Below are 17,570 nucleotides of genomic sequence, written 5' to 3'. Positions count from 1 at the left end.
CGGCGGCTTCGTGAAGCGGACGCTCGCCGACCGGGCTGTGGAGCAGGGTGCGGCCGTGGGCGTTCTCGGCGCGACGGACGCCGGGCGCGCACGGTACGAGGCGCTGGGCTGGAAGAAGCACTCGACCCTGGCGGAGTGCATCTACCGGCCCTGATGAAGGAAATATGGGCCGCGCGAGAGGTTGGCGCGCCGCCCACCACTCGCGCTCCCCCGGCGGGCGTCCGGAACCGTCTCCCATCACTCCGGCCGGCCCGGTTCTCCCGGATGAACCGGGTCCGCCCCCACCGTGCGCCGCGGGAATCGCGGTGGAGCCGAGCCGATCATGCTGGTTAGGGTCGTGGGATGCGTACTCATACCTTCCGTATCACCGTCCGCGGCGTCTTCGACGGACTCGGCACCGATCAGCGCGCCGAACTCCTGGCCCGCGCCGCGGAGCATGACATCCTGCGCGCGGCCTTCACCCCTGAGGGGCACCTCAGCTACGACCTGGCCGCGCGCTCCGCCTTCACCTTCCGCTTCCTGGACTCGGGGGAAGAGGAAGAGGACATCCTGGAAGCGACCGAACGCGCTGAGGACGCGGCGAAAGCGTGGCTGGCCGAACGCGGCTACGGCTACAAGAACCTCAGGAGCAACGCCGAGGACCTCTCCCAGGCACCACTGGGCAAACGACAGCGCCGCGCCGCAGCCCAGCAGAACGGCTGACCCCGCAGCGACACCCCTCCACCCGTCCGCCGGGGATTCCTCTCCGCGCGATCCGTCCCGGAAATCACCTCATCGGCGATCTTCGGCCTGGTCTCGTCCCTCTTGGCCGTCCCGGTCGTGTGACGGGGCGGCCGAGTGGATTCGCCGACAGTCCGGCACCGCTCAGCCGCTACCCACCGGCCGACCCGATCGCCTCACCCCGAAGCGGCCTTGTCCGTACCGGTCTCGCCCATACCGGCCATGCCCTTACCGGTCGTTTCCTTGCCGGTCTTGTCCGGAGCGGCCTTGTCCGGAGCGGCCGTGTGGGTCGTCATGTCGTGCGGGTCGTACCCCGGCACGGTGCCGTCCGGCTTGGCGACCAGCAGCAGTCCGGCCATGCCCATGTCGGAGTGGCTCTGCACATGGCAGTGATACATCCAGGCACCGGCGCCCACGTGTTCGCCCGCGATGACCTGGAAACCGAAGGAGTCCGCCGGGCCCACGATCTTCGTGTCGATGACCCGGCTCGGATCGTCGGGGCCGGTGAGCAGTCCGGTCCGGTTGTCCGCCCAGCGATGGCCGTGGATGTGGAACGTGTGGTAGTACTCGCCGTGTGTGATCATGACCACTTCGAGCCGGTCCCCCACCGTGGCCTCGAAGTTGGGGCTCTCATGGGCCGCCTTGTTGTTGATCGTCATGTCGTTGAAGACGATCGTGATCGTCTTGTCCGGCAGGATGTCTCCCTTGCGCCGGACGATCACCGGACCGTACAGGCCCTTCCGGATGCCGCCGGTGCCGTGGTCCGTGCCGACGACATGGTCGTGGTAGTGCCAGTAGCCTGCACTGCCCGGCTGCCAGGTGCCGTCCTTGCGCCGGCCCGGCGCATGGGTGCGCCAGGTGTAGGTGCGGGTGTCGCCCGGCTCGACGATGCTCTTGTTCATCCGGGTGCCGTCGCTCGCGATGTCGTAGTCGACGCCGTGCGCGTGAAGACTGGCCGGCACGTCCATCGCGTTCTCGAACTCGATGTGCAGGGTGTCGCCCTCGTTGATCTCGATGAGGGGTCCGGGCACCGACGCCTTGCCCTTCTCCAGGCCGTACCCCATCCGGCCGTCCGCCAGCTTCTCCGCGTACAGCTTGAGATGGCGGACGACGCCGCCCGCCGGGGCGGTCTTCGGTGGAGGCTCTGCCGAACTGGCCTCGATCGCACCGAGCGACAACGATGTCAAGCCGGTCGCGGCCGCCACCCCACCGCCTACCAGCAATCGCCGATTGAAGCTCCTTCTGTCCATGTCGAACTCCCCACTGCACTAAGGAATTTACGGAGTCTTTGCGAACGCGCCCGGCTCTCGGGGACTGCGGAGATACGGAGGTTACGGGGATCGCGGCGGCTTCAGCGGGCGCCGGGGTGGGCGGGGCGCGGGCGCCCCCCGGACGGCCCACACCGTAGCCGGGGGATCTTCGTTTATCCACACCCAGGACAAAGTTCGTGCCATTACTGCCATAGCTATTGGCGAGTCGCGAAAAGAGGTCTAGCTTCATCCGCTGTTGCAGTGACCAAAGAGGGGTGGGTGACCACATGCAGCGCACACCACATCACAGGTCCAGATCGCGACGCGGACTTGCGGCGGCCCTGGCGGCCGGCGCACTGACCGCCTCCTTGCTCGGCGCCAACACCGCCGCCGCCAGGCCCTATCCGGAGCCGCCGCGAAATATGGCGACAACGTTGTCCCTCCCGTCGCCGCCGGGCGGCGCCAACGTCAAGGTGCTGGTGTTCCACGCCTCCGCCACCGAGGAGTCCCCGACCGTCGACGCCGGAATCGCGGCGATCGAGAAGATCGGGCTCACCGGGCCCGAGGCGGGCCGGTTCCGCACCGTCGCCACCGACGACCCGGCCGTCTTCACCAACGGCAAGCAGCTCGGCAAGTACAACGCCGTCGTCTTCCTCACGGGTGGCGGCGATGTGCTCGACCCGGAGCAGGAGGCCGGTCTGGAGGCGTACATGGAGGCCGGCGGCGGCTTCCTCGGCATCCATGACGCGGCACGCACCGAGCCGTACTCGGACTGGTTCACCGGTCTGATCGGAGCCCGGCCGGCCGCCGGCAGCCCAACCGGCGTACAGCGTGCGACGGTTGAGATCGGAGACCGGCAGCATCCGGCGACCAAGAACCTGCCGCTGGAATGGAAGCGCCCGGACAAGTGGCTGAACTGGACGAAGAACCCGTCCGGCGATGTGCACACCGTGGCCCGCGTCCGGGAGATCACGTACAAGCCCGGCGCGAGCGCCAACGGCTGGGACCATCCGGTCTCCTGGTGCCGGGACTACGACGGCGGCAGGTCCTTCTACACGGCGATGGGCGGTACGGTCGACAGCTTCGCGGAGACCGATTTCCGCGACCATCTGCGCGGCGCGCTGAACTGGACGACGCGGATCTCGCAGGCCGACTGCAGGGCGACGATCACCTCCAACTACAAGGCGGAGCGCGTCACCCAGCCCAATCAGCCGGGCCAGAACGACCAGATCGGTGAACCGCACGGCCTGGTCGTCGCCCCTGACGGGCGGGTGCTGTACATCGGTCGCGGCGGCGCCGACAGCAGCAAGCCGGTCGTCACCGACTGGAACAACCCCGACATCGGCAAGGGTCTCGGAGAGATCCATGTCTACGACCCGAAGAGCGGGAAGGTCACCCTCGCCGGCGCGCTGACGATCTTCGGCAACAAGGGCGGCGGCGACGAGCTGATCAAGGTCGAGGAGGGCTTGCTCGGGATCGAGCTGGACCCGGACTTCGAGAAGAACGGCTGGGTGTATCTGCATTACACACCCCATTCGAAGATCGACCGCGACAAGCAGATGGCGGTGCGTCAGGTCTCCCGCTTCACCCTGGACCTGGCCACCAACAAGCTCGATCTGTCCTCCGAGAAGGTGCTGTTGCACTGGCCGGTCCAGATCCACAGCTGCTGCCACGCCGGCGGCGGGATGGCCTGGGACTCCAAGGGCAACCTGTACATCGCCACCGGTGACAACAACTCCTCGGGCTTCAGCGACGGTTACTCCGGCAACAACCCGGCACCCAGCTACAAGGGCGTCTCGTTCGCCGATGCCCGACGCACCGCGGGCAACACCAACAACCTCAACGGCAAGATCCTGCGGATCCACCCCGAGGACGACGGTACGTACACGCTGCCCGAGGGCAATCTGTTCACCGGCAAGGAGCCGGACGAGGGCGGCGGCAAGACCCGCGGCGAGATCTATGTGATGGGGGTCCGCAACCCGGCCCGCATCTCCGTCGACAAGGCGACCGACACGCTGTACGCGGGCTGGGTCGGCCCCGACGCGGGCTCGCCGTCCACCACCTGGGGTCCGGCCAAGTACGACACGTTCGCCGCGATCACCAAGGCGGGGAATCACGGCTGGCCGTACTGCATGGGCAACAAGCAGCCCTACCGGGACCGCAATCTGCCCGACCCGAGCAAGCCGCTCAACTGGTACGACTGCGACCACCCCAAGAACGAGTCCCCGAACAACGACGGCCTGGTGAATCTGCCGCCGATCACCTCCAACACCATCTGGTACTCGCCGCAGGGCGGTGGCGTGGACTACCCGCGCGACGCGAACGGCGTCCCGAGCTACAAGGCGGAGGAGCAGAAGCAGTTGCTGCCGTGGCTCAAGGGCGGCGGTCAGGCCACGATGAACGGTCCGGTCTACCGGTACGACGCGGCGAGCACCAGCGCCGACAAGTGGCCCTCCTACTGGGACGGCAAGTGGTTCGTCGGAGATTTCTACGACGACACCCAGCCGCGGCACGCCGTTCTCACCGACCCGAAGACGGCCGGCAAGGGCGGTCTGCCCACGCACGCAGAATCCCTGAAGAAGATCATCCCGGTCGGGGCCGACGGCATCCGCAACCTGATGGACTGGAAGTTCGCCCCGGACGGTTCCCTGTACGTCCTGGACTACGGGCGAGGCTTCTTCACCTCCGACTCCAAGTCCGCGCTGTGGCGCGTGACGTACAAGGGCGGCGGTCCGACCCCGGCCGCCGCGGACCTGGCCAGGAAGGCGGCAGTGGGATGAGACACCGTTCGGTCTTCTCGCGACGGCGCCACCGGCCCGTCCGGTTGTGGCTCGCCCTGCTCGGTTCGCTCCTGATGGTCCTGGGGCTGACCTCGACGGCGGCGTACGGCCGCACCGCGGCTCCCGACACCGCTGCGGCCGACCAGGTCCTCACCTGGACGGCGGGCGACCCCATCGACCACTATCTGTCCGCTCCGAAGACCGCGGTGGCCGGCAAGGCGACCATCGTCTTCGAGAACAGCGCGGCGACCGGGAACACCACGGGGATGCCTCACACCCTCACCTTCAGCGTCTCGGACCCGGAGTTCAACAACGACGTCTCGCTGAACATCCTCGCCAACCCCGCCGACGACCAGGGCGGCAAGCACACCGCCGAGGTCACGCTCTCCCCCGGCCGGTACTTCTACCACTGCACCATGCCGGGGCACGAGGCGATGCAGGGCATCCTCGTCGTGACGGACGGCGGCGGTGCGGACACCACCGCGCCCGAGACCTCGGCGAAGGTCGACGGCGACAAGAACGCCGACGGCGCCTACGTCGGTCAGGCGACGGTCACCGTCTCGGCGACCGACGACGGTTCGGGTGTGGACACCGTCGAGTACGCGGTCGGGGCGGACGGCGCCTGGCAGCCGTACACCACACCGATCGTGGTGAGCGAGGTCGGAACGCACACCATCCGGTACCGCGCCACCGACAAGGCGGGCAACACGGCCGCCGAGAAGTCCGTCGACTTCGCGGTCGCCGCACCGCCGACGGACGACAGGACGCCGCCGGAGACCTCGGCGACCGTCTCCGGGGAGCAGGACGACCAGGGGCGTTACCTCGGGATGGCGACGGTCACCGTGACCGCCTCCGACACCGGGTCCGGCGTCAACACCATCGAGTACGCGATCGGGGCGGACGGTGCCTGGAAGCCGTACACCGCACCGGTGATGGTGCATGAGACCGGGACTCACCAGGTCCGCTACCGGGCCACCGACCGGGCGGGCAACACGGCCGCCGAGAAGTCGGTCGACTTCACCATTGTGGCGCCGCCGACGCAGGACAAGACGCCGCCGGAGACCTCGGCCAAGGTGGAGGGCGACAAGAACTCGGACAACGCCTACATCACCAGCGCCAAGGTGACCATCACCGCGACCGACACCGAATCGGGCGTGGACAGGATCGAGTACTCGCTCGACGGCGGTCCGTACCTCGCCTACACCGGCACCGTCATCGTCGACCGCGTCGGCTATCACACCGTCGCCCACCGCGCGACGGACAAGGCCGGCAACACCTCCCCGGCGAAGCAGGTGTCGTTCACCGTCGCGGAGAGCGGGGGCGTACCGGCACCGAACTGCCCGGAGTTCGACGAGCGGCTCACCGTCATCGTCGGCACGGTGGACACCGGGGTTCCCAACCGGATCACCGGCAATCGCTGCACGATCAACGAACTGATCGAGGACGAGAAGGACTGGTCGTCGCACGCGCTGTTCCTCAAGCACGTCGACACCGTCCTGGACAAGCTGCTCACGGCCGGTGTGATCGACGCCCGCGAGCACAAGAAGATCTACCGGGCGGCCGAGCAGTCCGGGATCGGCAAGCCGGGCCAGGACGAGGGCTACAAGAAGCTCTTCGACGGCACGGCGGCGTCCTTCGCCAAGTGGCAGCAGGTCGGTGGCGGCAGGTTCGGGCTCAACGCCGACGGCACGATCACCAGCTCCACGTCGGTGGACGGCATGGGCATGCTCTGGTTCCCGGGCCGGCAGTACGGCGACTTCTCGCTCAAGCTCCAGTGGCGGGACGACGCCCCCGGCACCGGCAACGCCAACAGCGGTGTGTTCGTCCGCTTCCCGAACGTCCATGACAACCCGGAGGAGTCGCGCCCGGAGTGGGTCGCCATCAAGTACGGCCACGAGGTGCAGATCCTCGACCGTCCGGACGGCGACATGTACAAGACCGGCTCGATCTACGGCTTCGACCGGATCGGTCTGGCCGGCGCCGGGGTCACCCCCAAGGGCACCTGGAACGATTACGAGATCCGGGTGGTCGACCAGCACTACTCGGTCTACCGCAACGGCGTCCTGCTGAACGAGTTCGACAACAACGGCGGTCAGGTCTTCGAGCCGCCGCGGGGTGACGACCCGGGAACCGACGGCCGGCGGTACGCCTCCGGCTACATCGGACTCCAGGTCCACAGCACCACGGACGTGGTCTCGTACCGCGACATCCGGATCAAGGAGCTGTAGCCCGAACGGGTGTCAAGTGGCCGTGACCGCGTGCTGGGGCATGTGGTCACGGCCTCCCGGGTGCCGGTGGCGCCACACCCAGAACACCGTGCAGGAGACCAGCAGCCACCCGGCGAGCACCAGGTACGGGAAGACCCGCTGATGGCCCTGGTAGTAGACGGCGGCGTGCTGGGCGTTGACCGAGGCACCCGGGGGGAGCCAGCGGCCGATGAAGCCGAGCACCGACGGCAGCAGCGGCCAGGACACCGCGCCGCCGGACGACGGGTTGCCGAGCATCACCATGAGTCCCCAGGTGGGGAGCATCGCCCAGCGCCCGATCAGGGTGTTGAACATGGTGAAGACCATGCCCGTGGTGAACATGGTGAAGGCGAGGATCAACCACGACTGGACGAACGGCAGGTCGACGGAGCCGAGCAGCCAGTCGACCACGGCGGCGATGGCGAACCCGCCGAGCAGGGAGTAGGCGATGGTGAACCCGATCCGCTCCAGAGGCCGCAGCGCCTTGGCGTGCACGCTCAGCTGGATCGCTCCGACGAAGCCGACGATCACCGCCGCGAGCGAGATGTAGAAGAGCGCGAGGCCGCGCGGGTCGCCCCGCTGCAGGGGCTTCACGTCCATGACCTTCACCGGCACATGGGTCGCTTGCCCCACCTTCAGCGTGGACTCGGTGAGCAACTGGGCGACCGAGGCCCCGGACGCGCTCGCGACGTCCAGGCCGACCCCGTCGTCCTTCGACCGCAGGACGGCGAAGACCTTCTGTTCCTCCAGCGCGGTGCGGGCCCCGGCACCGTTCGCGTACTCGTACAGCACCAGCGAGGTGTTGAGCGCGCCCTCCAGCCGGTCGAGGAAGACCGCGTCACGCGGTGTGTCGAGCCGGCCGACCACGGCGACCGGGATGTTGCGCGGGGTCGGATTGGCCATCGCATACGTGTAGGAGCCCGCGAAGAGACCGGCCGAGGCCGCGATGATGAACAGAAGCACGACGGCGGGCAGATACGGGGACGCCTTGAACGCCGCCCACCGGTCACCGCGGCCCGGCGGGCGGCCGTGTGCTCCGTGCGGGGCGGAGGGCTCCAGGTCGGGTGCGCTCATTCATCGCCGTCCTCGTCGCGCCGGGCCCGGCTCGGCTGGACCCGTTTCGGCTCGCCGGGCATCTTCGGGTACTCCGGCGGGTACGGCAGTTCGCCGAGCCCGTGCTCCCGCTCGTCCCGGTCGGCCAGCTCCAGCAGCCCGTCGAGCCGGAACTCGTGCTCGTCCATGTCCGCGTGCACGTCACCCGCCTCGGCGTAGCGTCCGGGCATGGTCCGGATGTCGAAGTCGCGGGGTTCGGCGTCGTCGATCTCCTCCCAGCGCAGCGGGGCGGAGACCGGGGCGTGCGGGAAGGGGCGTACGGAATAGGCGGAGGCGATCGTGCGGTCGCGGGCGGTCTGGTTGTAGTCGACGAAGATCCGCTCGCCGCGTTCCTCCTTCCACCAGGCGGTGGTCACCCGGTCCGGCATCCGGCGTTCCAGTTCCCGCCCGGTGGCGATGGCGGCGCGCCGGACCGCGGTGAAGGTCCACTTCGGCTCGATGGGGACGAAGACATGGATGCCCCGACCGCCGGAGGTCTTGGGCCAGCCGCGCAGACCGTGCTCGTCAAGGACGGACCGCAGCTCGTGGGCGGCCCTCACCGCGTCCGCGTAGTCCGTTCCGGGCTGTGGGTCGAGGTCGATGCGCAGTTCGTCCGGGTGGTCGGTGTCGGCCCTGCGGACGGGCCAGGGGTGGAAGGTGAGCGTGCCGAGGTTGGCCGCCCAGATGACGGCGGCGAGTTCCGTGGGGCAGATCTCGTCGGCGGAACGGCCGCTGGGGAAGTCGATCCTGGCGGTGGGGATCCAGTCGGGGAGGTTCTTCGGGGCCCGTTTCTGGTAGAAGAACTCGCCCTCGACACCTTCGACGAAGCGCTGGAGCGTGGTCGGCCGTTCGCGCAGGGCGCGTGTGATGCCGGGGCCCACGGCCAGGAAGTACTCGGCCACGTCCCTCTTCGTATAGCCCTTCGCCGGGAAGTAGACCTTGTCCGGACTGGACAGCCGTACGGCCCGTCCGTCCGCTTCCAGCTCCACCGCTTTTCCCGCTGCGCCCATGGAGGTCACGGTAGGCCGGGCTCACATATGCCGCATATCGGGAGACTTACGGGCACCCATGGACAAGAATCGGAGCCATGGATCTGCCGGTGATGCCGCCTGTGAAGCCGATGCTCGCCAAGTCCGTCTCGAAGATCCCGCCCGGTATGCAGTACGAGGCCAAGTGGGACGGCTTCCGTGCGATCGTGCACCGGGACGGCGAGGAGGTGGTGATCGGCAGTCGCACCGGAAAGCCGCTCACCCGCTACTTCCCCGAGCTGGTCACCGCCGTCCGGGAGAATCTGCCGCCGCGCTGTGTGATCGACGGCGAGATCGTGATCGCGTACGAGGGCCGGCTCGACTTCGACCGGCTCAGCGAGCGCATCCACCCCGCCGAATCCCGGGTCCGGCTGCTCGCCGAACGGACCCCGGCCAGTCTGGTCGCCTTCGACATCCTGGCGATGGGCGACGATTCACTGCTCTCCACCCGGCAGTCCGACCGCCGTGCCGTGCTGGAGGCGGCCCTGTCCGGCGCGTCGGCCCCGGTGCATCTCGCACCTGCGACCACGGACCCGGCGGTCGCCCGGGAGTGGTTCGACCGGTACGAGGGTGCGGGGCTCGACGGTGTGGTCGCCAAACCGCTCGACCTGCCGTACCGCCCCGACACCAGGGCGATGTACAAGATCAAGCACGAGCGGACCGCGGACTGCGTGGTGGCGGGCTACCGCTTCCACAAGAGCGGTCCGGTCGTGGGCTCGCTGCTGCTCGGCCTGTACGACGCCGAGGGCGTCCTGCAGCACGTCGGGGTCTGTGCGGCCTTCTCGATGAAACGGCGTGCCGAGCTCCTGGAGGAGCTGGAACCACTACGCATCGAGCCGGCCGACCACCCGTGGGCGGCCTGGACGGACGCGGCGGCGCACGAGGGGTCACGACTCCCCGGGGCACCGAGCCGCTGGTCGGGCAGGAAGGACCTGTCCTGGGTGGCACTGCGCCCGGAGCGGGTCTGCGAGGTGGCGTACGACCACATGGAGGGCGACCGTTTCCGGCACACCACCCGGTTCCGCCGGTGGCGGCCGGACCGCACCGCTGACAGCTGCACCTACGCGCAGCTGGAGGAGGTGGTGCGGTACGACCTGGCCGAGGTGCTGTCAGCCGGCGGAGGCTGAACCCGACGGCGTGGTACACGGGTCCTCGCTCGCACTCGGGTCGGGCGACGGGGACTCGGTGGCTGCGGTCGAGCCGCTCGGGTCCGGTGACGCGGAGTCCGTCGGACAACCGGGGCTCGTGCCGGGTTCGGGGGCCGAGGTGCTGGGGTCGGGACTCGTCCCGGGGCCCGGGGTGGCCGACCCGTTGTCGGTCGGATCCGGGGAACCGCTGCCCGGATCGGTGGGGTGCGGGGAGCTGCTCGGAAGCGGCGAACCGGTCGGTGAGCCGGAGGGCTTCGGCGACGTCGACGGCGAGGGGCCGGGCGAACCGCCGGGCTGCGGACCGATGACGATACCGCCGCCCGGGGCGCCGGGACCGCCCACCGGATGCGTCGGCCTGTTCGGTCCGCCCGCGCCGGGGCTCTTCGGCACGATGCCCTTGCCGTCGGCCACCGGGTGGATGCCCTTGCGGTAGAACTCCAGCCAGGACAGCACGGTGCGCAGATAGGTGTCGGAGTGGTTGTAGCTGAGAATCGCCCGGTCCAGATCGCCCTTCACGGACAGATCGCGCGCACCGGCACAGAGGTAGTACCCGGCGGCCAGGGCCGCGTCGTAGACGTTGTTCGGATCGCGGCGGCCGTCGCCGTTCCCGTCCCTGCCCCAATGCGCCCAGGTGGACGGGATGAACTGCATCGGGCCGACCGCCCGGTCGTAGGTGGTGTCACCGTCGTACACGCCGTTGTCGGTGTCCGGGATGTTGGCGAAGCCCGCGCCGTCGAGCACCGGTCCGAGGATCGGGCTGAGCGTCGTGCCGTGGGCGTCGACCCGTCCCCCGCCGGCCTGGCCGGACTCGACCTTACCGATCGCGGCGAGCAACTGCCACGGCAGGTGGCATCCGGGGTCGGTGCGCCCCAGGACGCCCTCCGCCCTGCGGTAGGCGGCGAGCACCGTGGCGGGGATGCCCGCCTCGGCCCACGAGCGGGCGGCGGCCGGACTCTGTTTCACACCGCGCTGCGGCGGTTCGGGCGAGACCAGCGGTGGCAGTTCGGTGTGGTACGAGTCGTCGTTGGGCACGTGCGTCCAGATGACCTCGTCGGCCTCCTGTCGTTCCTTCGCGGTCTGTTCGTGGCGGACGTGTCCGGGCGCCTGGGACGCGGTGAGCGCGGCCATCGCGGCGACCGCGGCCGCCGTGCCGCCGAGTCCGCGGCGCATGGTGCCGATGAACCTCATGCGTGCTCCCCTCTCGCCCGGGTCAGTGGGTGAACGTGTCGATGGCGGAGATCCGCCAGGTGTCACTGCGGCGAACGGCGTCCACGGCGAACATGGCGGCCGCGTAGGTCGTCTCGTCCGACTTACCGGTACGGGTGTTGCTCTGGTCGGCGAAGATCAGCAGCCGGGCCCGGTCGCCGTCGAGGAGTTCCACACCGCTGTCCGTGACGGTCGTGGTCAGCACGAGCTTCTGCTTCTGCCCCTCGGCCCGTACCTGGGCGAGCATGTCCGCGTGCTGCCTGACCGCCTTGCCGACGAGATAACTCCGCACCGCGCGCTCGGACTTGCCAGGTGCGGCGTAGTTGTACGAGAACACCGCACCGACGGCCTCGGAGATCTGTCCCTTCACCTCACTGGTGCGACCGATGTCGGTGAGGGCTGTGTTCCGGCGGGCCGGGTCGTCGCGCAGGCCGGCGGCCGAGCTGAACGCCCAGGCCGCGAAGGCGCCGAGCAGCACGGTGAGTGCGCAGAGGACGGCGGGCAGCCGGACAAGCGGGCGGGATGTCCGCCTGCCTCGCGGTTCCGCCTCCTTCTCCTTCCTCCTCTCCTTCTCCGGCTCCGGTGCACCGGTGTCGTCCGTGGCCGCGTCGTCCGTGGGCGTCCGCTCCGCGGCCGGGGTCTTCCCGGGCGCCTCGGACGAAGGGTCCGGTGCCGTGGGCTCGTGCGGTGGGGCGGTGGCGGTGGCGCGTTCCGCGGCGACGGTGGCCAGTCGGCGCTGACGGTTGACGAGGTGACGGGTCGTCGACATGTCCGGGGTCCTCTCGGTGGCGGGGTGGTGTCGGTGGCTCAGCCGGCCGTGTTGCCGACGGGCGCCTGGCCGAGGGCGCTGAGCTTCCACCCCTCGGAGGTACGAGTGAGCTGCCCCAGCATCCGGCTCTCCTTCACCGCGGGCTTGCCCTTCGGCGCGGTCACGGTGACCCGGAGCGCCACCATGACCCCGGCCTTGCCGGCCCGGTCGTCGAGTTCCGTCACCGCCCCGGACAGGACCTGGGCCGTGCTGACGGTCTTCGCCTGCTCGATCTGCTTCACGAACGCGTCCCGCCCGTCGACGAGTTGCTTGTGCAGATCACCGGTGGTGGAGTCCTCCCAGCTGTCGAGGCCCTTCGCCAGCTTCCGGTGGTCGAGCGTGTTCATGTTCTGCACGGCCTGCTCGCCCGCGGCCAGTGCGTCGTCGCGGGCCTGCGCGTACGCCGCCGATTCGTCGTGCGCGGCGTCGTACCGGGCCACTGCGCCCCAGCCGGCCGCGCCGGCCGCCGCGACGGTCAGCACGATCGCCACCGCCACCAGCGGGTTGCTCGTCATCCGTACCCGTGCCATTGCTGTCTCTCCCCTACCGGCCGATCCGTGCCGATTCGCGCGTGTGGGCTCTGCTATCTGGAGGTGATCTCGACGACGGTCCAGTGGCCGTCCCTCAACCGGGCCGTGACGGAGAGCTGTGCCGCCGCCGTGGTGGCCGGCTTGCCCTCGCGTTCGTAGACCTGGTCGAGGAAGACCAGCAGATGAGCGCTGTCGCCCGTCAGCCGGGTCACTCCGGCGCGTACGACATGGGTGGTGAGCGTCAGCTTCTGGTCGGCGGCCTGCTTCTCGACCTGGCCGAAGAGGGTCGCGTACTGCTGGAGCGCCTTGCCTGCCAGGAGTTGCTTCGCCGACTCCTTGGTGACGGCGGTGGCCTGCGGGCTGTACGAGAAGACCTTGCCGAGCGCGTTGCTGACGTCGCCGGCGACCCGGGTGGTGGCCCCGCTGTCGGTCAGCGCGCGGTTCGAGGTGGCCGGAGTGTCCCTCAACTGCCTGCCCTCGGCGAAGAGTGTGCCTCCGACCGCGAGGAGCACGACGACCAGTGCCGCGGCCACGACGCGCGGCCAACGGCTGCCCGTCCCGGGCGGTTCCGTGCCGTCCTCGTCCGAGGCCCTTTCGAGTCCGTCGGATCCGTCAGATCCGTCGGATCCATCGACGGACTCGGCCTCGTCGACCTTCTTGACGTCCTCGGAGTTCTGCGCCTCCACGTGCGTGCTCACGACCGCCGTCCCTCCGCGCTGTCTCATGCGCCGCCCCCGACCGGTATGGCGGTGAGCGCCTTGACCTTCCAGCCGTCCGGGGTCCGTTCGAGCGTGGCCCCGAAGCGTTTGCGCTCGGTGCCGCCCCTGCCGGTGCGCGGGGTGACCTCGACGTCGACGGTGGCGATCAGCTCCGCCGTGCCGGTCCGCTCGTCGAGCGCGGTGAGCGCCGCGTCGGTGACCTTGCCGCGTGCCGTGGATCCGGACTTCGTCAGTTCGCCCGCGTCCTTCGCGCGGGTGCGCCTCAACTGGTCGTGCAGTGGCCCGGTCGAGGAGTCGAGCCAAGCGCCGAGGCCCGCCTCGACGCTCTTGGCACTCTTGCCGTCCAGGCTGTTCAGCCGGGCGAGGCGGTGCTTTCCGTCGGTCAGCGCGGCATCGCGCGCCTTCGCGTACGCCAGGTCCTCGTCACCGCGCGCGTCGGCGTAGGACCAGCCGCCGAGGGCGCAGACCAGCGCGGCGGCGACCAGCGCCGCCCAGACGCTCAGGCTCTTCGTACGGGACGTCATGCGCCGCCTCCCGCTCCGAGTCCGAGCAGACCGGCCATGCCGCCGTCGGTGGTCGAGGTGTTTCCGGCGACGCCGAGCGCTCCGGGCAGCCGGTCCGCCGAGCCGTGCCCGAGGAGCATCGAGCCGGGCTTGGCGGGCGCGGGCACGGCGCCGCCCTTCGGCGCGTTGGCGCTGCCTCGGACGTTGATCCCGGTACCGGGCGACGAGGTGCAGCGGGCCTTGCTGTTGAACGGTGGGCCGGCCGAGGTGTCGAGGCCGCTCCGGTAGAGCGTGGAGCCGTATCCGGCGGTGCAGGGCAGCGGTTCGAAGAAGGTGACCGACATGCCGAACCGGGCGCCGTTCCCGTCCACCGCGCTCGATCCCGCCGCTGCCACCGCGGGCAGTTTCACCAGGAGTTCCTCCAGTCCGCGCTGCCGGGTGACGGCGACGTCGGAGGTGGTGAGGAGATTGGCGACGACGACGCCGAAGCTCGGGTCCAGGTCCCGCAGCAGTCCACTGATCTGGCCGGTGGCGTCGGGGGCGACCGCGATCAGCCTGCGCAGGTCGTTGTCGGATCCCTTGAGTTCGGCGGCCAGTTGCTCGGCGCCCGAGGCGAAGCCCTTGAGCGCGTCGCCCTGTTCGGCCTGGGTGCGCAGCACGGTCTCGCCGTCGGCCATCAGCCGGGTGTTGACGGGCAGCGCGTCGTCGGCCGCCTGCACGAAGTCGCTCCCGGTGTCCAGCAGCACCTGGAGGTCGTCGCCGCGCCCCTCGAACGCCGTACCGAACTCGTCGACGACGATGCGCAGGGATTCCGGATCGACGGAGCCCGCCAGGTCGTTGACGCTGGTGAGGACGTTGGTGACGGGGGCCGGGACGGTGGTGTCGGCCTGGTCGATCACCGAGCCGTTCGCGAGGTACGGGCCCTCGGTGCGGGTGGGCCGCAGATCCACGTACTGCTCGCCGACCGCGGAGAGGTTGGCGACGACGGCTTTGAGGCTGTCCGGGATGGGCGGGGCGTCGTTCTCGATGCGCAGTTCGGCCTCGACCCCGTCGTCGGTGAGCTCGATCGGCCCGACCCGGCCCACCGACACGCCTCGGTAGGTGACGTTGGAGTGGGTGTACAGCCCGCCGGTCCGTGGGAGTTGCACCGTGACGGTGTAGTAGCCCCGCATGCCGATGTAGCGGCCGAGGTCGGCGTAGCGCACCCCGAGACAGCCGAGGACGAGCACCGCGATGATCAGGAAGGCGATGTTCTTCAACCGGATGGCGAGGGTGATCATCAGTTGGTCCCCTTCGTGCCCGACGGGGCGACCGAGGGCAGCGGCAGCGGCAGCGCCGAGCCGGATTTCGCGTTCGTGGGTGCCGGGGTGGCGTCCGGGTCCAGTGCGGGGATGACCTGGGTGCCGGGCATGGCCGTCACATCCAGGTAGACATTGAGGTAGTCGCCCTTCACGCCGCGCAGCACCTCGTCCGTGAACGGGTAGGTGAGCAGCACCTGGAGGGAATCCGGCAGGTCCCTGCCGGAGTCGGCGAGCGCCTTGAGGCTGGGGGCGATGGCCTTGAGGTCGGCGATCATGTCGGCCTTGCTCTTGTTGATCGTGTCGACGGCGACGGTCGAGAGGGTGTCGAGCGAGCGCAGCATGGTGAGGAGCGAACCGCGCTGCTTCTCCAGGACCTTCAGGCCGGGGCTGAGCCCGGTGAGGACCGTGCCGACGTCCTGTTTGCGGGTGGCGAGGGTGGCGGCCAGCCGGTTGACGCTGTCGAGTGCGTCGGTGATGTCCTGCTTGTGACCGTCCAGGTTCGTGACGAGGGTGTCGACCCGGTTCAGCATGGAGCGGACCTGGGGTTCCTGTCCGGCGAGTGCCTTGTTGAGTTCGGTGGTGATGGTCTTGAGCTGGTTGATGCCACCGCCGTTGAGGAGCATCGACAGGGCGCCGAAGACCTCTTCGACCTCGGGGTTGCGGTTGGTCCGGGTCAGCGGGATCCGGTCTCCGTCGGTGAGCCGGCCGCGGGCGGTACCGGTCGCGGGCGGCGAGAGCTGGATGTACTTCTCGCCCAGGAGGCTGGACTGTTCGAGATGTGCGTAGGCGTTCCGGGGCAGTTCGACCTTGCCGTTGACCCGCATGGTGACCTTGGCGTTCCAGCTGTCCGAGCCCAGCGAGATCTTGGTGACGCGGCCGACGGCGACGTCGTTGACCTTGACCGAGGACTGCGGGGAGAGGCTGAGCACATCCGCGAATTCCGCGGTGATCTCGTAGGGATGGTCACCGAGGTCGGCGCCACCGGGCAGCGGCAGCTGGTCGATGCCGGTGAACGCCGGCAGGCCGGCGCCGGTGACGACCAGGGCGAGGCCGACCCCCACGGCCAGCACCGCGACGACGCCGGTCGTGCGGGGTCCGGGTCTGCGCAGGGCCGGGCTCATCGGTTCGCCCCCTTCTTCTTGTCCGTGGTGGTCTTGGCCGGGGTTCCGTAGACGGTGCCGACGGTCGGCAGCGGCAGGGCGGGCAGCGCCTTCTGCCGTGTGGCGTCCACCGGTGCGAGGCCCGCGAGTCCGGTGGCCGGGCCCTCGGTGAGCGGTCCGCCCATGGAGAGCTCATTGAGGTTCGTGCGGCCGTTGAGGGTGCGGTTCACCGGGTCGTAGGCGTTGACGACGTTGGCCGCGGCGAGAGGCAGTGTGTCCATCGACTCGGCGAGCGAGGCACGCTGGTCCACCAGGGTCTGGGTGAGCGGCACCAGGGCGTCCACGTTCGCCTTCAGGGCGCCGCGGTTCTTCTGGATGAAGGTCTTGACCTGGCCCAGGGCGGTGCCCAGCTCCTTCAGGGCGGCGCTGAGGTTCTCCTTGTCGTCGGCGAGGAATCCGGTGACCGAGTTGAGCTGCTGTTCGGCGGCGCGCACATCGCCGTCGTTCTCCTTCAGCACGGTGGTGAAGGTCTGCAGGTAGGACAGCGTGTCGAAGAGGTTTCCGCTGCTCCGGTCGAGGGTCTTGGTCGCCTTGCCGAACTGCTCGATGGAGTTCCCGATGGCCTTTCCGTTGCCGTCGAGGTTCTTGGCACCGGTGTCCAGAAGTCCGGAGAGCGCTCCGTCGGCGTTGGCCCCCTCGGGGCCGAGGGCCTTGGACAGCTTCGTGATGGAGTCGTACAGCTGGTCGACCTCCACCGGCGTGGCGTTGTTCGCGGCGGGGAGCACGGCGTGGTCCGCGATCAGCGGTCCCCCGTTGTACGCGGGAGCGAGCTGGACGTAGCGGTCGGCGACGAGGCTGGGGGCGACGACCACGGCGTGAGCGCCCTTGGGAACCTTGACGCCCTTGTCGACCCGCAGGGTGACCCTGACCTCTTCGCCGCGCGGTGTGACCGCCTCGACCCTGCCGACCTTGACGCCGAGGATCCGCAGGTCCGATCCGGCGTACACACCGGTGGCCTGGTCGAAGTAGGCGGTGATGGTCGTCGTTCCTTCGTCGTCCATGGCCCTCACCCCGGTGGTGGCCGCGACGGCCACCACGACGAGTCCGGCGCCGATGCCGACGATGCGCGTCATTCTCAT

The 17,570-nt window shown here is 69.5% G+C and carries 16 protein-coding genes; 5 read left to right on the top strand and 11 right to left on the bottom strand.

From position 1 onward, the window contains the following. The first annotated feature begins 10 nt into the window (after positions 1–10). Together ACF1B9_RS25200 and ACF1B9_RS25195 are read left to right on the top strand one after the other, a co-directional pair. The gene (locus ACF1B9_RS25200; RefSeq protein WP_391744163.1) at positions 11–154 is read left to right on the top strand and encodes a hypothetical protein; all 144 of its coding nucleotides are present in this window, start codon (positions 11–13) and stop codon (positions 152–154) included. A 188-nt stretch (positions 155–342) separates the two neighbouring features. Next, positions 343–702 (top strand): DUF6204 family protein, encoded by a 360-nt coding sequence (locus ACF1B9_RS25195; protein ID WP_391744165.1) that lies wholly within the window; start codon positions 343–345, stop codon positions 700–702. Between the two features lie 194 nt (positions 703–896). Here ACF1B9_RS25195 and ACF1B9_RS25190 read toward each other — a convergent pair whose 3' ends face one another. After that, complete coding sequence (locus ACF1B9_RS25190; protein ID WP_391744166.1) at positions 897–1,970, bottom strand: multicopper oxidase domain-containing protein; 1,074 nt, start codon at positions 1,968–1,970, stop codon at positions 897–899. Between the two features lie 287 nt (positions 1,971–2,257). On the opposite strand from ACF1B9_RS25190, the gene ACF1B9_RS25185 reads away from it, so the two are divergent. Together ACF1B9_RS25185 and ACF1B9_RS25180 are read left to right on the top strand one after the other, a co-directional pair. Then, the gene (locus ACF1B9_RS25185) at positions 2,258–4,750 is read left to right on the top strand and encodes a ThuA domain-containing protein (RefSeq protein WP_391744168.1); all 2,493 of its coding nucleotides are present in this window, start codon (positions 2,258–2,260) and stop codon (positions 4,748–4,750) included. Next, the gene (locus tag ACF1B9_RS25180) at positions 4,747–6,978 is read left to right on the top strand and encodes an OmpL47-type beta-barrel domain-containing protein (RefSeq protein ID WP_391744170.1); all 2,232 of its coding nucleotides are present in this window, start codon (positions 4,747–4,749) and stop codon (positions 6,976–6,978) included. The genes ACF1B9_RS25185 and ACF1B9_RS25180 overlap by 4 nt, the downstream gene beginning before the upstream one ends. A 12-nt stretch (positions 6,979–6,990) precedes the next feature. On the opposite strand, the gene ACF1B9_RS25175 is transcribed toward ACF1B9_RS25180, so the two are convergent. Both ACF1B9_RS25175 and ligD read right to left on the bottom strand, forming a co-directional pair. After that, positions 6,991–8,070 (bottom strand): ABC transporter permease, encoded by a 1,080-nt coding sequence (locus tag ACF1B9_RS25175; protein ID WP_391744172.1) that lies wholly within the window; start codon positions 8,068–8,070, stop codon positions 6,991–6,993. After that, a complete protein-coding gene (ligD, locus tag ACF1B9_RS25170; protein ID WP_391744290.1) occupies positions 8,067–9,077 on the bottom strand; it encodes a non-homologous end-joining DNA ligase in 1,011 nt (336 codons plus the stop codon). Before ligD ends, ACF1B9_RS25175 begins: the two co-directional genes overlap by 4 nt. 98 nt (positions 9,078–9,175) lie before the next feature. On the opposite strand from ligD, the gene ACF1B9_RS25165 reads away from it, so the two are divergent. After that, a complete protein-coding gene (locus tag ACF1B9_RS25165; RefSeq protein WP_391744174.1) occupies positions 9,176–10,243 on the top strand; it encodes an ATP-dependent DNA ligase in 1,068 nt (355 codons plus the stop codon). Here ACF1B9_RS25165 and ACF1B9_RS25160 read toward each other — a convergent pair. From ACF1B9_RS25160 to ACF1B9_RS25125, 8 genes are read right to left on the bottom strand one after another with little or no spacing between them, the layout of a single operon-like run. Further along, positions 10,226–11,452 (bottom strand): lytic murein transglycosylase, encoded by a 1,227-nt coding sequence (locus ACF1B9_RS25160; protein ID WP_391744176.1) that lies wholly within the window; start codon positions 11,450–11,452, stop codon positions 10,226–10,228. The genes ACF1B9_RS25165 and ACF1B9_RS25160 overlap by 18 nt on opposite strands. A 22-nt stretch (positions 11,453–11,474) precedes the next feature. After that, complete coding sequence (locus ACF1B9_RS25155; RefSeq protein WP_391744178.1) at positions 11,475–12,239, bottom strand: hypothetical protein; 765 nt, start codon at positions 12,237–12,239, stop codon at positions 11,475–11,477. Between the two features lie 38 nt (positions 12,240–12,277). Next, positions 12,278–12,808 (bottom strand): nuclear transport factor 2 family protein, encoded by a 531-nt coding sequence (locus ACF1B9_RS25150; protein ID WP_376561107.1) that lies wholly within the window; start codon positions 12,806–12,808, stop codon positions 12,278–12,280. A 53-nt stretch (positions 12,809–12,861) separates the two neighbouring features. Further along, entirely contained in the window at positions 12,862–13,506 is a 645-nt protein-coding gene (locus ACF1B9_RS25145) for a hypothetical protein (RefSeq protein ID WP_391744180.1), read from the bottom strand. A 23-nt stretch (positions 13,507–13,529) separates the two neighbouring features. Next, positions 13,530–14,051: a hypothetical protein gene (locus ACF1B9_RS25140; RefSeq protein ID WP_391744182.1), complete on the bottom strand. Its 522-nt coding sequence runs from the start codon at positions 14,049–14,051 to the stop codon at positions 13,530–13,532. Continuing rightward, on the bottom strand, positions 14,048–15,310 hold the full coding sequence (locus ACF1B9_RS25135) for an MCE family protein (RefSeq protein ID WP_391744184.1): 1,263 nt from the start codon (positions 15,308–15,310) through the stop codon (positions 14,048–14,050). The genes ACF1B9_RS25140 and ACF1B9_RS25135 overlap by 4 nt, the downstream gene beginning before the upstream one ends. Continuing rightward, complete coding sequence (locus tag ACF1B9_RS25130) at positions 15,310–16,452, bottom strand: MCE family protein (RefSeq protein ID WP_391744186.1); 1,143 nt, start codon at positions 16,450–16,452, stop codon at positions 15,310–15,312. Before ACF1B9_RS25130 ends, ACF1B9_RS25135 begins: the two co-directional genes overlap by 1 nt. After that, the gene (locus ACF1B9_RS25125) at positions 16,449–17,570 is read right to left on the bottom strand and encodes an MCE family protein (protein ID WP_391744188.1); all 1,122 of its coding nucleotides are present in this window, start codon (positions 17,568–17,570) and stop codon (positions 16,449–16,451) included. The genes ACF1B9_RS25130 and ACF1B9_RS25125 overlap by 4 nt, the downstream gene beginning before the upstream one ends.

This window comes from Streptomyces sp. NPDC014727 (genome assembly GCF_043083485.1).
Lineage (GTDB): Bacteria > Actinomycetota > Actinomycetes > Streptomycetales > Streptomycetaceae > Streptomyces.
The sequence above is the reverse complement of the archived record's forward strand: the minus strand, read 5'-3'. Positions and strand labels throughout refer to the sequence as shown.

Excerpts from the sequence above, each read along its gene's own strand:
- ACF1B9_RS25195 (WP_391744165.1), top strand. The coding sequence starts at position 343 with ATGCGTACTCATACCTTCCGTATCACCGTCCGCGGCGTCTTCGACGGA.
- ACF1B9_RS25190 (WP_391744166.1), bottom strand. The coding sequence starts at position 1,970 with ATGGACAGAAGGAGCTTCAATCGGCGATTGCTGGTAGGCGGTGGGGTG.
- ACF1B9_RS25185 (WP_391744168.1), top strand. The coding sequence starts at position 2,258 with ATGCAGCGCACACCACATCACAGGTCCAGATCGCGACGCGGACTTGCG.
- ACF1B9_RS25180 (WP_391744170.1), top strand. The coding sequence starts at position 4,747 with ATGAGACACCGTTCGGTCTTCTCGCGACGGCGCCACCGGCCCGTCCGG.
- ACF1B9_RS25175 (WP_391744172.1), bottom strand. The coding sequence starts at position 8,070 with ATGAGCGCACCCGACCTGGAGCCCTCCGCCCCGCACGGAGCACACGGC.
- ACF1B9_RS25165 (WP_391744174.1), top strand. The coding sequence starts at position 9,176 with ATGGATCTGCCGGTGATGCCGCCTGTGAAGCCGATGCTCGCCAAGTCC.
- ACF1B9_RS25160 (WP_391744176.1), bottom strand. The coding sequence starts at position 11,452 with ATGAGGTTCATCGGCACCATGCGCCGCGGACTCGGCGGCACGGCGGCC.
- ACF1B9_RS25155 (WP_391744178.1), bottom strand. The coding sequence starts at position 12,239 with ATGTCGACGACCCGTCACCTCGTCAACCGTCAGCGCCGACTGGCCACC.
- ACF1B9_RS25150 (WP_376561107.1), bottom strand. The coding sequence starts at position 12,808 with ATGGCACGGGTACGGATGACGAGCAACCCGCTGGTGGCGGTGGCGATC.
- ACF1B9_RS25140 (WP_391744182.1), bottom strand. The coding sequence starts at position 14,051 with ATGACGTCCCGTACGAAGAGCCTGAGCGTCTGGGCGGCGCTGGTCGCC.
- ACF1B9_RS25135 (WP_391744184.1), bottom strand. The coding sequence starts at position 15,310 with ATGATCACCCTCGCCATCCGGTTGAAGAACATCGCCTTCCTGATCATC.
- ACF1B9_RS25130 (WP_391744186.1), bottom strand. The coding sequence starts at position 16,452 with ATGAGCCCGGCCCTGCGCAGACCCGGACCCCGCACGACCGGCGTCGTC.
- ACF1B9_RS25125 (WP_391744188.1), bottom strand. The coding sequence starts at position 17,570 with ATGAGAATGACGCGCATCGTCGGCATCGGCGCCGGACTCGTCGTGGTG.